A 13,734-nucleotide genomic window follows, 5' to 3' on the forward strand; every position below is an offset into this window, starting at 1 on the left:
AAGGTTTTCGTAACGTAGAAGAAACCTGCATCACTGTCAACGGTTTGCCGGGTATGATGCCGTTTGACCAGCAAGTGTCAGGCGAAAGGGTTTTCGGGAGTGACGACGAGACGTGCGACCATAACCGACGTGGCCGCCCTGGCGGGCGTCTCCGTCGCCACGGCGTCCAAGGCGCTCAACGGCCGCGACGACGTCAGGGCCACCACCAGGCAACTGGTTCTCGACGCGGCGGCCCAGCTCAGCTTCCAGCCCAATCTGCTGGCTCAGGGCCTGCTCAGCGGGCAGACGCGCACCGTCGGGCTGCTCACCAGCGACATGGTCGGCCGGTTCGGCATCCCGGTCCTCCTTGGTGCGGAAAACGCTTTCGGAGCCGGGGAGATGGCGGTGCTCCTCTGCGACGCCCGGGGCGACGCCATCCGCGAGCAGCACTACATCCGCACCCTGCTGTCCCGCCGCGTCGACGGCCTCATCGTCGTCGGCGAGAGCACCAACCCCCGCCCGTCCATCACCAAGGACGTGCCGGTTCCGGTCGTGTACGCCTACGCGCCCTCCGACGATCCCGCCGACGTGTCGTTCGTGCCCGACGACGAAGGCGGCGCGCGGCTGGCCGTCCGCCACCTGATCGCGACCGGGCGCACCCGCATCGCCCACATCACCGGGCCCGTCACCTACAAGGCGGCCACCGACCGGGCGGAGGGCGTACAGGAGACGTTGGAGGAGGCCGGCCTGGCACAGGCCGGCGAGACCCTCTACGGCGCGTGGTCACAACGCTGGGGCCGGCTCGCGGCCGACATGCTGCTGCTGAACGACCCCGCGATCGACGCGGTGTTCTGCGGCAACGACCAGATCGCCGCCGGCTTCATCGAGGCCGCCAGGGAACGCGGCCGGCGGGTGCCCGACGACATCGCGGTCGTCGGCTACGACAACTGGGAGGTGCTGTCGGAGGAGACCCGGCCCACCCTCACCACGATCGACCCCGACCTGGAGCGCCTCGGCCACACGGCCGCCCAGCACCTGTTCGCCGCCATCGACGGCAGGGCCACGCCGGGCGTGCACAGCATGCCGACCCGGCTGGTCATCCGCGATTCGACCGCGCCCGGAATTCCTGACACGCCCTGGCAGGTATCGCGAGGAGGATCTGGCGCATGACCACGATCGCGAAACTGATCGCAGTGAACATCGACTGCGCCGAACCGAAGACCCTCGCCGAGTTCTACGCCACCATCCTCGGTTTCGAGGTCCAGCACTCCCAGGACGAGTACAGCGCCATCGGCGACGGCACCACGACCCTCTACTTCCAGCAGGTCCCCGAGCGCACCGCGGCCGCGTGGCCGGGGCCGGGCAAGCAGTTCCACTTCGACGTCCGGGTGCCCGACGTCGCCAAGGCGGTGGAGGAGTATCTCGCGCTGGGCGCCACCAAGCCCGAGTTCCAGCCGGGCGGCGACCACTGGACGGTGATCGCCGACCCGGAAGGGCACCTGATCGACGTCTGCCCCGAGCGCTAGAGCCGCTCGATGATCGTCACGTTGGCCTGACCGCCGCCCTCGCACATCGTCTGCAGGCCGTAGCGGCCGCCGGTGCGCTCCAGCTCGTGCAGCAGCTTGGCCATCAGGATCGCGCCGGTGCCGCCCAGCGGGTGACCCAGCGCGATCGCGCCGCCGTTCGGGTTGGTCTTGTCGGGGTCGGCGCCGAGCTCCTTCGTCCACGCCATCGGGACCGGCGCGAACGCCTCGTTGATCTCGACCACGTCGATGTCGCCGATGCTCAGCCCGGCCCGCTTCAGCGCCTTCTTCGTCGCCGGGATCGGCGCGGTCAGCATGTAGACCGGGTCGTCGCCGGTGAGCGCCAGGGTGACGATCCGGGCCCTGGGGGTCAGGTTGTGGTCGCGTACGGCCTGCTCCGAGGCCACCAGGATCGCGCCGGCGCCGTCGGAGATCTGCGAGGAGGTCGCGGCCGTGATCCGGCCGCCCTCGCGCAGCAGCTTCAGCGAGCCCATCTTCTCCAGCGTCGTGTCGGGGCGGGGGCCCTCGTCGTCCTCGACGCCGTTGACCGGGACGATCTGGTCGCGGAAGTAGCCGTTCGCGACGGCCTTGGCGGCGCGCTGGTGGCTCTCGTAGGCGTAGCGGTCCATGTCCTCGCGGGAGAAGCCCCACTTCTCGGCCATCAGCTCGGCGCCCCGGAACTGGGAGATCTCCTGCATGCCGTAGCGCTCGACCCACTTCTCGCCGAACGGGAACGGCATGCCCTTCTCCAGGGCCGCCGTGATGCTGGAGCCCATCGGGACGATCGACATCGACTCGACCCCGGCCGCCACCACCAGGTCCTGCGTACCCGACATGACGCCCTGGGCGGCGAAGTGGATCGACTGCTGCGACGACCCGCACTGCCGGTCGATCGTGACGCCCGCCACGCTCTCGGGCAGGCCCGCGCTCAGCCACGCGTTCCGCGCGATGTCCATGGACTGCGGCCCGAACTGCATGACGCAGCCCATGATCACGTCGTCGACGGCGGACGGGTCGACCCCCGTCCGGTCGACGAGCTCCTTCAGCGGATACGCGGCCAGGTCGACCGGATGGACGGCCGACAACCCGCCCTTCTTCCTGCCGACGGGAGTACGAACCGCACCGACGATGTACGCCTCTGCCACGATGGCCTCCACCTGTTCACGAAACCGAGCAACATTCGGTCGTTACTTCGGAGGCTACAACAGTCGCTTCCTAGACGCTCCTGGGCGGCAGCAGATCGGCCGGTTCGAAGACCTGGAATCCCCAATGGTCGACCACGGGACCGTCAAGGGCGGTCCCGAGGGCCAGGGCGACGTTGCCGGGTTCGAGCATCCGCGCGTCACCGTCGAGCTCGTCGGTGGCGCTGACGGCGATCCTGACGACCTCGGTGGCGTAGGGCATGAGCCCGGCGACGGCGGCGGGGAACCGGTGCACGGGCGTCACCGAGACGCGGAAACCCGCGGCCTCGTAGACGCCGTCGGAGGACCAGCGCGATGTGCGCGCCGCGGCGGGGGCGGCCTGGTCCTGGTCTACTTCGCCGGCGTCGTCATCGGCATCGGCATCGGCATCGGCGGAGTCACCGGCATCGTCCACGGAAGCGGCCTTGGAGGCGTCATCGGTCTCGTCTCCGGCGTCGGCCTTGACGGCGCTGGATTCATCTCCGGCTTCCGTGACGGCGCCCTCCGGCTCGGTCGCGGCGGCTTCCGGGGAAGCGCCCTCGATGGCGCTGTCCGCGCCGTCGGCGGCGTCTGCGGCGTTCGAGGGGGCCTCGGAGAGAGTGTCGCCTTCGGGGGCTTCTGCGGCGTTCGCGGAGGTGTCGTCAAGAGTGTCGCCTTCGGGGACCTCTGCGGCGTCCTCCTCGGTGCCGAGGATCTTCTCCAGGGCCGGGGTCAGGTCCGACTCCTCGACGGCCGGGAGGTAGACCACGTACTCCAGCTCGACGTCCTCGGCCGGGTCGTCGGCCGAGCCCTCGCACAGGCAGTAGCCGCCCAGGCGGTAGGCCAGGCCCGCCGCCAGCAGCTTGTCGTAATAGTCGACCGGCAGCGGGCGCTCGGCCACCACGCGGTGGGCCCAGAGCTTCTCCTCGCCGTCGAGGCCGAGCTTCTTCTGCAGGTCGGGAGTGAGCTCGACGCCGTCGTGGATGCGGGTCGCGGCGGCCAGCACGTCGGCGCCGTCGAGTTCCGCCTGCGGGTCGGCCAGCCGGACGATCTCCAGGATCGCCTCGGGCTTGGTCTTGGCCGGCACCACGACCGTGGGGCCGGTGCGGAGACGGCCGGGCAGCAGCAGATTGGAGAGAAGACCCATGTGCCCCTCACTTACGTAGAAGTCAGGACGAGGCTAGGCCGGTCCCTGTCATCGTCGCGTAAACGATGACATTGTCCACGTAGTGACGGGTGGTGCGGTTGAATGTTCCGGCACATGTGATCAATCTGAGCTCGGCCATGTCGCTGTCGCCGTAGACCCGCTCGGTCGGGAACGTCGTCTTGTCGGCCTGCTCGATGCCGCCGACGGTGTAGATCGCGACGGTCCCGTCCTGCCGGACCACTTCGATGGTGTCGCCGTACTTCAGCTCGTCCAACCGGTTGAACACCGCCGGCGCGGTCGCGGTGTCCCGGTGACCCACCAGCGTGGCCGGACCGGCCGAGCCCGGGGTCGGCCCGTTCCGGTACCAGCCGACGAGGTTGGTGTTGGCCAGCGGCGGCGGCTCGATCGCGCCGGTCTTGTCGAGGCCTACCGAGCGCACCGGCGCGTCGATGTTCAGCCGCTTGACGATCAGGCGCTTCGGCGACGACGGCTGGCTCATGGGGGCGACCGGCGTCAGCGGGGGCAGCGGGGCCGGTGCCTCGGGCACGGCCTGCGGCAGCTCGGGACCCCCGCCGCGGCCCACCTCGGGCAGCATGCCGCCGGCGACCTTGAGATTGACCCGATCGGGCTCGTTGTACTCCTCCGGGTTGCCCAGGATGAACACCAGACCGAGCCCGACCGTCAGGAGACCGGCCACCGCGGCGATGATCAGCACCAACCGGACGAGCTGAGTGCCGTTCTTCCCCTCAGGCTCCGGCTGCGGCGCCGGCACCTGCTGGTAGTAGACGTAGCCCTGCGGCTGATTCGGATCCTGCGGGTAATAGCCGGTCACCGGCGCCTCATCCCTGCTGCGGCCGTCGCCGGGAACGCAGCATCAGTCCGCCGATGCCGGCCGCCAGCACGATCGCCGAGCCGGTCAGCACGAACACCCGGCCGTCGGGGCCGAGCATGCCGCCGCCGCCGGTGGCCACGCCGCCGTCGGGCGTCTCGACCTGGTCGTCGGGCGCGGGAGCCGTGGCCGTCTCGGTCACCGTCCGGGTGGCCCGGGGCGTCGGAGTGTTCGACGTGGACGGCGTGGGGGTCGGCGTGGGAGTGGGAGTCGGCGTCGGGGTCTGGCTGGTGCCGGCCGTCGTGACGCTCAGGGTCGCGCTGGCCGGGGTCGGGGTGACGGCCCCACCCGCCGCGGGGAGGCTGCAGACGTACTTGCCGAGTTCGGTGTTGCCGGTGCCCACCAGGCGGATGGTGAAGTTCTTCGCCGTGAGGGTGAGCTGGGTCGTACCGGTCGAGGGGGTGATGGTGGCCGTGGTGGTCGGCAGCGGCGGGAGCGTCGCACCCGAGGAGATCTCCGCCGTCGGGATCAGCGTGGCCGTCGGGGTCACCGTCGCGGCGACCGCGGCCGCGCCGCCGTTGCCCTTGACCTCGATCTCGGTGATCACCTGGATCTGCACCGTCGTCGGGATCGCGACCGGGGCGGCCGGTCGGTCGTCGCCGCTCAACGCCACGGTCGCCGGGAATCCGGTTCCGATGGTCGCGGCCGTCGCGGCGGTCAGGTTGACGATCACGTCATAGTCGACGCCGGTTCCGATCGCGGCGCCGCCGAGCGAGGCGGCGCAGCTGTAGGTCACCGTCTTCGTGTCGGCGGTGGCGCTGCTGAGCATGGGACCGAGACCAAGAAGAAGACCAGCACTGACCACACCGGCGGCGGCGGCCTTGGTAGCGATGCGTCGCCGTGCCTTGCACTTCAGCACTGACTCTCTCCGTTTCAGATTCGATGACCGTTTCATGGCGGATGGGGAGATCCTAGGGACAAAGCCTGGGAGAAGGCAGGGATAACCCCCACTCTGACGACAATCAGTCAAGATTTCGTCAAGAAACCACACGTCTCCTGAGCATCAGCCCTCCCACCATCGCGGCCAGCGTGACGGTGCCTCCGGCCAGCACGAGCACCCGCCCGTCGGGCCCGAGAGAGCCTCCCCCACCGGTCGCGACGCCTCCGTCGGGGGTCTCGACCTGAGCCGTGACGGTCGCCGTCGCGGTCCGGGTGGAGCGGTCGACGGGCGTGGGCGCGGTCACCGTGGCGGTGGCGGTCACCGTGCCCCTGGGGGTCGGCGTGCCGCTGCCGGTCGGCGTGGGGGTCGGGGTCGAGCTGGGGGTCGTGGACGACGTCGGAGTCGGCGACGCCACCACGGTGATCTTCAACGCGACCGGGGTGGCGGTGTCGGGCAGGGAGCAGTTGTAGAGCACGCTCTCGGTCGAGGCCCCCGAGGGCTTGACCCGCACCGTGAACTCACGGGCGGACACCTCGAACACCCCGGTCGCCTCGGGGGTGACGACGCCGACGAGCGGCGGGATCGGCCACACGGTGGCGCCCTGCGTGACCGGGGTGGCCACCGTCACCGTGGCGTTGGCGGTCGCACCGGCGTACACCGGGTCGTCGCCGGACTCGTCGGGGTCCTGGCTGGGAGTGGTGCTGGGGGTCCGGCTCGCGGTCTGGCTGGGGGTCGTGCTGGGCGTCCGGCTCGGCGTCTGGCTCGGCGTCGAACTGGGGGTGGTGCTGGGCGTCTGGCTGGGGGTCTGGCTGCCCGAGCCGCTGGGCGTCGTGCTCGGGGTCTGGCTGGGAGTGGGGGTCGGGGTGGGGGTCGAGCCGTCGATGGCCGGGCCGGTGGCCCGCAGCACGCCGAAGGCGGCGACCTGGTCGCCCACGGCCAGCGGGGTCGGCAGGCTCAGGACGGGCCCGCCGCTGGCCGTCGGCGTCGCGGGGAGCAGGCTCCACAGCACCGACACGGGCGCGCTCGGGGTCGGCTGGTCGGGCCCGCCTAAAATCACCCGCACCTGGTAGGGCGTCGACGACGTCTCGGCGCCCTTGACGCAGGAGTAGGTCGTCGTGCCGTCGCTGTTCCCGGCCAGCGCGGGGAGGCCGAGTAACAGCAGGGCGGCGGCGGCCCCGGCGCCCGCTCCGCGCACGGCGAAACGGGCGCGAGTCTTCAGCATCCTCATCGCTTGCCCCCGGATAACGCCGTCTACCCGCGGACCTCGGTCAGGGTCGCGTAGACGACGATGTTGTCGGTGTAGTGATGGGTCTTCGCATTGTAGGCACCACCACACGTGATCAACCGAAGGCTCGAAGTGATGGTGTTCCCGTAGACACGCTTGGTCGGGAAGGCCTTCTTGCTGACCTGCTCGACGCCGTCGACGGTGAAGACCGCCAGTTTACCGTCAGCGCGCAGGATGCTGATCTTGTTGCCGCGCTTGATGTCCCGCAGCCGGCTGAACACGGCCGCGCCCGAGCGGGTGTTGACGTGCCCGAGGATGACGGCCGGACCCTGGTCGCCGGGGGCGGGCCCGAACTTGTACCAGGCGGTCTCCTTGGGCTTGGCCATCGACGGGGTCGCGATCTCGCCCTTCTTGGTCACGCCCACCGTGCCGATCTTGGCCCGGTTCACGCCGACGGCCGGAATGCTGATCTTCAGCGGCTTCGACGACTTGGGCGCGGTCACCTTCGGCCCGGGACTCGCCTTCTCGGCCGGCTTCGGCACCTCGACGTTGAGCCCCACCCCGTTCGCCTGCGCCACGACCTGCGGCGACAGGGTCAGCGGGGCGACCGGCTGGGTGGCCGGCTGCGGCGGCGGCGCGGTCGGGTCGGCCGCGGTCAGCGGCACCCCGGGGCCGCCGGGGCCCACGGTCGGCGGGATGACGTAGGAGTTGCCGGCAGCCTGGATGTTGACCTCGTCGGCCGGTTCCTCGATCGGCGCCGTCGGCGAGAGCACCATCAGCAGCCCGGCCATGATCGCCGCGATGCCGCTGAAGGAGCCGCCGACCAGCAGCGCCGTGAGGGTGCGCTTGGACATGCCACCGGGCGGCGGCGCCTGCGCCGGGACCTGGATGACGGGCACGACCTGCCCGGCCGGCGTACCGGCAACCGGAACCGCCCCCACCGGAACACCCGCACCCGGAACCTGAGCACCGGGAACCTGAGCACCGGGAACCTGAGCACCGGGAACCTGAGCACCGGGAACGCCCGCCGCACCGGCCTGCGCCCCGGGCACCGCGCCCTGGACACCCGCAGCGGGAACACCCGCGCCGGGAACGGCGGCCCCCGGAACCTGAGCACCGGGCACCTGAGCACCGGGCACGCCCGGAACACCCGCGACGGGAGCACCCGGGACCTGGTTCACCGGCACCATCACGACGGGCACCATGCCCGGCGGCACGGACCCGCTCGGGACCATGACCACACCACCCGGCGCGACCGCGCCGGGCGCGTCACCTGCGGAAGCCGCCGGAATCGCCGTGGTGTCCGCGGTGTCCGCGGTGTCCGTCGCGTCGGCGGCCTCGTCGGCCGTGGGGTTGATGGGCATGGCCGGCTTGTCGCCGCTGTCGCCCTTCACCAGCTTGTGCCCGGTCGCCTTGAGCAGCCGGTCGTAGGGGTGCTGCACGATCGCCCCGGGAGAGGCCGGCTTCGGCTGCTCCTCCTCCGGCTCGGGGTCGGGCGTCGGATAGGGGTTGCGCTTGTCCGTCATCACCGCTCCCCGGCGTGGGCCGCGCGCCTGCGCAGCAGCTTGAATCCGCTCAGCATGCCGCCCATCAGCAGCAACGCTCCGGCCACCAGCACCGCGGCGCCGGGGTTCGACCGTTCGGGCGCCTCACCGGTCTGCGCGCCGCCCAGCGGCGTGATCGCCACCTGCGCCACGGTCGGGGTCGAGGTCAGGGTCACGGTCGTGGTCGCCGTGGGGGTCGGGGTGCCCTGCACGATCACCGACACCAGCGGCGTGAAGTTCTCCTGCGGCGCCGGCGGCCGGCTCTGGTTGCCGGTGGGCGTCGGCGAGCCGGTCGGCGGGGTCGAGGGGGTCGTCGACGGGGTGGTCGACGGCGTGACCGACGGGTTCCCGGAGGGGGTCTGCGACGGGTCGCCGGAGGGGTCGGGCGACGGGGACTGCGTCGTGCTGCCGCCCTCGGTGACCGTCAGCGGGATGAGCGGGAACTTCGGCTCGGGGCTGCAGACCGTGCGGTAGGGCGAGGCGTTCAGGTTGTCGGCCGTGTTGGCGTACACCTTCCAGGCGTCCACGCGGGCGAACTTGTCCTGGGTCTGGTTCTTGATCTTCACGGTGTACTTGCCGTAGGGCAGGTCGGTGGCCGCGGTGAACTTCTCCAGCACGCGGCGCTCGCCGGCCACCTGCCAGTAGGCGTTGTAGCGCTCGGAGGCCTCGTCGGGCGGGTTGCCCTGGTCGGTGACGAGCGTGAACTCGCTCATGTCGTTCTTCTTGTCGCCGAAGAGGTCGACGCCGGTGCCGACGAAGGTGAAGGTCGCCTCGTCGCCCTCGTCCTTGGCCTCGCGGAGGTCCTGCTCGTAGTGGGTCTTGCCGAAGTAGGCGTTCGGGTCGGGGATCTTGTTCCAGCCCGGGCCGTACCAGTACGAGAAGTCGCCGACCGGGGTGAAGTCGTTGTTCCACGTCGACTCGACGTCGGCGAGGTCGAGGATGATCGGCCCGACCTCGATCGACCCGGAGCCCGCCCGCTCGGCGGTCGCCAGACCCGGCGAGACCAGCCCCAGCGACAACGGCTTGCCCGTGCGCAGGTCGTCGGCCGGGACCAGGCGGGTGCCGGTCGAGTCGATCGCACCCTGGCCGGTCCACACGCCGTGGGCCGTCACCCGGGCGGTGACCGCCAGGTGACCACCCTTGTCGTGGTTGGGGTTCAACGGGTCGGGGACCTTCACGCTGCGCTGCGCGTCACCGAGCTGCCAGTTGATGACCAGCTGCTGACCGACCGTCAGTTCCTTGGACGACAGAGAGATCGACGCCGCGATCGTCTGCCCGTCGGCCAGCGGGCCGACGCACTTGAAGTAGTAGGGACCTTCTGCCGAACCCTGGCTGGTGCCGGGGAAGACGATCAGTGCGCCAGCAGTGGCAATACCCACCGCTCCCAGGGCGGCCCACCGCCGACGCATCCGTTCCCACCGCATTGCCCACACTCCGATATCGCGGCATACCAAACCGAAGGTAGATCTTATGGGGTTAAGGAAGAGGATTGGTGGGAACGTGGCGCACTTGTGATGCGCTCCCCAGCATGTTCCGAGGGGTAACAGAATCGTATTCTGCTTGTCATGGAGCGAACCCTCTTCGAGGAGGAGCACGAGCTCTTCCGTGAGACCGTGCGCGATTTCATGAGTCGCGAAGTCATCCCGAACCACGCGCAGTGGGAGAAGGACGGCATCGTCCCCCGCGAGATCTGGAAGAAGGCCGGCGACCTGGGCATGTTCGCCATGTCGGTCCCCGAGGAACACGGCGGCATCGGGATCACCGACTTCCGGTTCAACGTCGTCGTCATCGAGGAGATCATCCGGGCGGGCGCCAGCGGCCTGGGCTTCGGCCTGCACAACGACGTGATGGCCCCCTACTTCGTCGACCTGACCAATGACGAGCAGAAGGCCCGCTGGTTGCCGGGCTTCGTGAGCGGCGAGCTGATCACCGCCATCGCGATGACCGAGCCGGGGGCCGGCAGCGACCTCCAGGGCATCCGGACCACCGCCGAGAAGGACGGCGACGACTACGTCCTGAACGGCCAGAAGACCTTCATCACCAACGGCATCAACTCCGACCTGGTGGTCGTGGTGGCCAAGACCGACCCGGCGGCGGGGGCGCGCGGCACCACCCTGTTCGTGGTCGAGCGCGGCATGCCCGGTTTCCAGCGGGGCCGCAACCTCGACAAGGTCGGCCTCAAGGCGCAGGACACCGCCGAGTTGTTCTTCGAGAACGTCCGCGTCCCGGCCGCCAACCGTCTCGGGCCCGACGACGGCCAGGGCTTCTTCCAGCTGATGGGCAACCTGCCGCAGGAGCGCCTGTCGATCGCGGTGGTCGCGGTCGCCGCCGCCGAGGCCGTGCTGGCCACCACGATCGACTACTGCCGCGACCGCCAGGCGTTCGGCCGGAACCTGGGCAGCTTCCAGAACACCCGGTTCGTGCTCGCGGAGCTGACCACCGAGGTCGAGATCGCCCGCCTCTACGTCGACACCTGCGTGACCGCCCTCAACGCCGGCACCCTGACCCCGGTCGACGCCGCCAAGGCCAAGTGGTGGACCACCGAACTGCAGAACAAGGTCATCGACCGCTGCCTGCAGCTGCACGGCGGCTACGGCTACATGACCGAGTACCCGGTGGCCAAGGCGTGGCTCGACGCCCGCGTCCAGACCATCTACGGCGGCACCACCGAGATCATGAAGGAGATCATCGGCAGATCATTCGGGTTCTGAACCGATCCAAAAGCGGCGGTAAAGCTTCATACTGGCCCCATGGAAATCACCGGGCTGATCCTGCTGGTCTTCCTGGCGTTCCTGGCGGCCTGGCTGCTGAACAAGGTGCGCCGGTTCTTCCGGCTGGGCGCCGTCGCCTACGGCGGCGTCATGATCGTCTTCATCATCGCCATGCTCTTGATCTGGGGCCAGACCATCCGATGAAACCCGCGTTCGATCCGGCCCTGCCCCCCGCCGACAGGGCGCTCATGGCCGCCTCGCCCGAATACCTGCACCCGGTGCCCGGCCGCCCCCGCTGGGGCGGCCGGATCGGCGCCGACGCCTGGAAGGCGCTGCTGTCGGCTTCGTTGTGGGGGTTCCTGCCCGTCGTGATCGGCCGCCTCCACGGCCGGTGGTGGTTCCCTCTCGGCGCGACTCTCCAGGTCGTCCAGCTGATGATCTGGTTCTTTTACGGCTTCGCCCCCGCCTTCGCCATGAGCCTCGCGGTCGAGGCGGTGGCATTCCTCGTATTACTCGCCCTGTCCGGCGAATCGCCCGTCGCCAAGCTGGCCCGCGAACACCAGGGCCGCTACATCGCCGACCTGCACCTCCGCGACGCCGAGTTGCTGGAGCGCACCCAGAAGGCGGTCGCCGCCGTGCTCGAATCGAGCGTCAACCGGGCCGGCCTGCTCGACGACATCGCCAACACCGTCACCCTCCCCCGCCAGGAGTGGGAGATCGCCGAGACCCTCGCCGAGATGACCCGGCTGCGCCGCGAACAGCGGGCCGCCCGCAAGGGCAAGGTCACCGACCGCATCAGCGAGATGCTCGCCACCCACCAGAACGCCATGAAGGTCGCCACCGACTCGCTGACCGAGCGCATCGAGGCGCTGGAGGACTACGCCCTGCGGGTGATGGCCGCCGACGACGCCTACCAGGAGTGGCAGACCCTGCAGGACCTGGCCGACGACGGCGACGCCTACACCGAGCTGCTGGCCCGGACCGTCCGCGACCGCCTGGCCACCGAGGAGATCGACGCGTTGACCGAGAAGGCCGCCCGGGTCGAGGCCGCGCTGCGCCAGAGCGTGCGCGACGCCCGCAAGGCGGGCCTGGTCCTGCTGCCGAAGGCGGGCTGACATGCCGATGGTCTCCCCCAGGGCCCGCCGCCTCTACGTCCGCGTTCCGGTGTGGGCCAACCTGCTCGGCGGCGCTCTCCTGGTCACCCAGGTGATCGCCGGCATCTCGCTGGCCGCGAACTCGGGCGAGACCCGGTCCGCGCTGCCCGACCCCGACCCGGTCACGCCGCCGACCCCGGTCGCCATGGCCACCCCCACGCCAGAGGCGACCACCCCCACGCCGACCCCGAAGCCGACCCCGTCGCCCTCGCCCGCCCTGGCGGTCGACCGCATCCCCGAAGGCGCCGTCGTCCGCCTCAAGAAGTACTCCGGCACCCCGTCCCCGGTGATCGGCGAGGTCCGCGACCGCAAGGCCCGCCTCCGCTACGCCGAGCTCGGCAAACCCTGGAACCCCGCCAAGGGCCAGCCGGAGGGCCTGTTCTCCGAGGGCCGCTACTCCACCCGCCAGACCTTCGTCACCGAGGAGTACGGCCCCGACCTCGACAGCGAGTGGTTCGCCGACATCGACGCCCAGCGCCTGTGGAGCGACGTCGACGGAGGCGACAGCCCCTACGACGCGGCCGTCGCGATGCTCGACTACAAGCAGGAGAACAACTTCCCGCGCGGCACCAAGGGCAAGGACATCGCCTCGCAGCGGGTGCCCCGCGGCTGGCTGGTGGCCCGCGAGATGCGCATGCCGCCCAGCGAGCTGGGGCGCAAGGCGGAGCTGGAGCTGGCCGTCGCCGTCGCGGTGGAGACCGGGGCCGACCGCCCGTCGGTCCTCTGGATCACCATCCCGGAGACCCACAAACGCCTGTGGCCCGACATCACCACGGTCGTCAGTTCGCTGCGCGTGCTCCCATGAGCAGCATCTGCGCCACCAGCTCGGGGTCGTCGGTCATCGGCACGTGCCCGCAGTCGGACAGCAGGTGCACCCGCTTCTGCGCCCACCTCCCGGCCCTGACCGCCTGCCGTTTGGGCAACAACCGGTCTTTCTCGCCCCAGGCGATCGTGACCGGCGCCTTCGGCGGCGCGGGCGGCGGCATCCAGTAGAACGCGTCGAGCGTCTCGAAGAAGCCGGGGGCCTCCTTGAGTGCCAGCCACCCGGCGTGCAGCACCTCGTCGGACACCCGTTCGGGATGGGCGACGACCAGGCCCAGGCCCTTCCGGGTGATCGGCCCCATCCGCATCGTCTTGAGCACACTGCGGAGCCAGAGCAGCTCGGTCCGTGACCAGAATCCGGCCGGGGAGATCGCGGTGGCCGTACGGCAGACCCCGCGCGAGGCCATGTCGAGGGCGAGGTAGCCGCCGAGGGAGTTGCCCGCGACGTGGGGTTCCTCGATGCCGAGGTCGTGCCAGAAGGCCTCGACGGCGTAGGCCAGCGACTCGGCGGTGGAGATCGTGCCCGGCGGCAGGGGCGGGGAGGCGCCGAACCCGGGCAGGTCGACGGCGATCACGTCGTGGTGCCGCGCGAGCAGGCCGATGACCGGCTGCCAGGCTTGCCAGTGGTGCCCGATCCCGTGCATCAGCACGAGGGGCGGGCCGGCTCCGGTGCGGCGGTAGACCAGCTCCATGGCTTCGA

14 protein-coding genes are annotated in these 13,734 nt (G+C 70.4%); 6 read left to right on the forward strand and 8 right to left on the reverse strand.

What is annotated here, in order from left to right; genetic code table 11:
- The first annotated feature begins 99 nt into the window (after nt 1–99).
- Nucleotides 100–1,149, forward strand: a complete 1,050-nt coding sequence (locus AW271_RS16930) for a LacI family DNA-binding transcriptional regulator (RefSeq protein WP_062337838.1) — start codon at nt 100–102, stop codon at nt 1,147–1,149.
- Entirely contained in the window at nt 1,146–1,505 is a 360-nt protein-coding gene (locus tag AW271_RS16935; protein ID WP_062337841.1) for a VOC family protein, read from the forward strand. Before AW271_RS16930 ends, AW271_RS16935 begins: the two co-directional genes overlap by 4 nt.
- On the opposite strand, the gene AW271_RS16940 is transcribed toward AW271_RS16935, so the two are convergent.
- The 7 genes from AW271_RS16940 to AW271_RS16970 form a co-directional block, all read right to left on the reverse strand.
- The gene (locus AW271_RS16940) at nt 1,502–2,647 is read right to left on the reverse strand and encodes an acetyl-CoA C-acetyltransferase (RefSeq protein WP_062338566.1); all 1,146 of its coding nucleotides are present in this window, start codon (nt 2,645–2,647) and stop codon (nt 1,502–1,504) included. The two genes, AW271_RS16935 and AW271_RS16940, sit on opposite strands and share 4 nt — an antisense overlap.
- A 70-nt stretch (nt 2,648–2,717) precedes the next feature.
- Complete coding sequence (locus tag AW271_RS16945) at nt 2,718–3,809, reverse strand: hypothetical protein (RefSeq protein ID WP_062337843.1); 1,092 nt, start codon at nt 3,807–3,809, stop codon at nt 2,718–2,720.
- Nucleotides 3,810–3,831: 22 nt separating this feature from the next.
- Nucleotides 3,832–4,641: a class F sortase gene (locus AW271_RS16950; RefSeq protein ID WP_245653079.1), complete on the reverse strand. Its 810-nt coding sequence runs from the start codon at nt 4,639–4,641 to the stop codon at nt 3,832–3,834.
- A gap of 7 nt (nt 4,642–4,648) precedes the next feature.
- Nucleotides 4,649–5,467: a hypothetical protein gene (locus AW271_RS16955; protein WP_062337845.1), complete on the reverse strand. Its 819-nt coding sequence runs from the start codon at nt 5,465–5,467 to the stop codon at nt 4,649–4,651.
- Nucleotides 5,468–5,675: 208 nt separating this feature from the next.
- Nucleotides 5,676–6,800 carry a hypothetical protein gene (locus tag AW271_RS39745; RefSeq protein WP_062337846.1) on the reverse strand — a complete coding sequence of 375 codons (1,125 nt, stop codon included), beginning with the start codon at nt 6,798–6,800 and terminating at the stop codon, nt 5,676–5,678.
- A gap of 29 nt (nt 6,801–6,829) precedes the next feature.
- Nucleotides 6,830–8,329, reverse strand: a complete 1,500-nt coding sequence (locus AW271_RS39750; RefSeq protein WP_157554255.1) for a class F sortase — start codon at nt 8,327–8,329, stop codon at nt 6,830–6,832.
- Nucleotides 8,329–9,756, reverse strand: coding sequence for a hypothetical protein (locus tag AW271_RS16970; protein WP_157554257.1), 1,428 nt, complete (start codon nt 9,754–9,756; stop codon nt 8,329–8,331). Before AW271_RS16970 ends, AW271_RS39750 begins: the two co-directional genes overlap by 1 nt.
- A 156-nt stretch (nt 9,757–9,912) precedes the next feature.
- Here AW271_RS16970 and AW271_RS16975 point away from each other — a divergent pair, with 156 nt between their 5' ends.
- From AW271_RS16975 to AW271_RS16985, 4 genes are read left to right on the forward strand one after another with little or no spacing between them, the layout of a single operon-like run.
- Nucleotides 9,913–11,058, forward strand: a complete 1,146-nt coding sequence (locus AW271_RS16975; protein ID WP_062337853.1) for an acyl-CoA dehydrogenase family protein — start codon at nt 9,913–9,915, stop codon at nt 11,056–11,058.
- 39 nt (nt 11,059–11,097) lie between these two features.
- Entirely contained in the window at nt 11,098–11,262 is a 165-nt protein-coding gene (locus AW271_RS40735) for a hypothetical protein (RefSeq protein WP_169806356.1), read from the forward strand.
- Nucleotides 11,259–12,173 carry a hypothetical protein gene (locus AW271_RS16980; protein WP_062337855.1) on the forward strand — a complete coding sequence of 305 codons (915 nt, stop codon included), beginning with the start codon at nt 11,259–11,261 and terminating at the stop codon, nt 12,171–12,173. The genes AW271_RS40735 and AW271_RS16980 overlap by 4 nt, the downstream gene beginning before the upstream one ends.
- Nucleotide 12,174: 1 nt before the next feature.
- Entirely contained in the window at nt 12,175–13,017 is an 843-nt protein-coding gene (locus AW271_RS16985; protein WP_062337857.1) for a hypothetical protein, read from the forward strand.
- On the opposite strand, the gene AW271_RS16990 is transcribed toward AW271_RS16985, so the two are convergent.
- The gene (locus AW271_RS16990) at nt 12,992–13,726 is read right to left on the reverse strand and encodes an alpha/beta fold hydrolase (protein WP_062337859.1); all 735 of its coding nucleotides are present in this window, start codon (nt 13,724–13,726) and stop codon (nt 12,992–12,994) included. The genes AW271_RS16985 and AW271_RS16990 overlap by 26 nt on opposite strands.
- Nucleotides 13,727–13,734: the final 8 nt, after the last annotated feature.

The sequence above is a fragment of the Herbidospora sakaeratensis genome, from assembly GCF_001570525.1.
In the GTDB taxonomy this organism is placed as follows: Bacteria; Actinomycetota; Actinomycetes; order Streptosporangiales; family Streptosporangiaceae; genus Herbidospora; species Herbidospora sakaeratensis.

Coding starts and splice junctions, on each gene's coding strand:
- AW271_RS16955 (WP_062337845.1), bottom strand. CDS start 5,467: ATGCTCAGCAGCGCCACCGCCGACACGAAGACGGTGACCTACAGCTGC.
- AW271_RS16985 (WP_062337857.1), top strand. CDS start 12,175: ATGCCGATGGTCTCCCCCAGGGCCCGCCGCCTCTACGTCCGCGTTCCG.
- AW271_RS16980 (WP_062337855.1), top strand. CDS start 11,259: ATGAAACCCGCGTTCGATCCGGCCCTGCCCCCCGCCGACAGGGCGCTC.
- AW271_RS39750 (WP_157554255.1), bottom strand. CDS start 8,329: ATGACGGACAAGCGCAACCCCTATCCGACGCCCGACCCCGAGCCGGAG.
- AW271_RS16970 (WP_157554257.1), bottom strand. CDS start 9,756: ATGCGTCGGCGGTGGGCCGCCCTGGGAGCGGTGGGTATTGCCACTGCT.
- AW271_RS16935 (WP_062337841.1), top strand. CDS start 1,146: ATGACCACGATCGCGAAACTGATCGCAGTGAACATCGACTGCGCCGAA.
- AW271_RS16990 (WP_062337859.1), bottom strand. CDS start 13,726: ATGGAGCTGGTCTACCGCCGCACCGGAGCCGGCCCGCCCCTCGTGCTG.
- AW271_RS40735 (WP_169806356.1), top strand. CDS start 11,098: ATGGAAATCACCGGGCTGATCCTGCTGGTCTTCCTGGCGTTCCTGGCG.
- AW271_RS39745 (WP_062337846.1), bottom strand. CDS start 6,800: ATGCTGAAGACTCGCGCCCGTTTCGCCGTGCGCGGAGCGGGCGCCGGG.
- AW271_RS16975 (WP_062337853.1), top strand. CDS start 9,913: ATGGAGCGAACCCTCTTCGAGGAGGAGCACGAGCTCTTCCGTGAGACC.
- AW271_RS16945 (WP_062337843.1), bottom strand. CDS start 3,809: ATGGGTCTTCTCTCCAATCTGCTGCTGCCCGGCCGTCTCCGCACCGGC.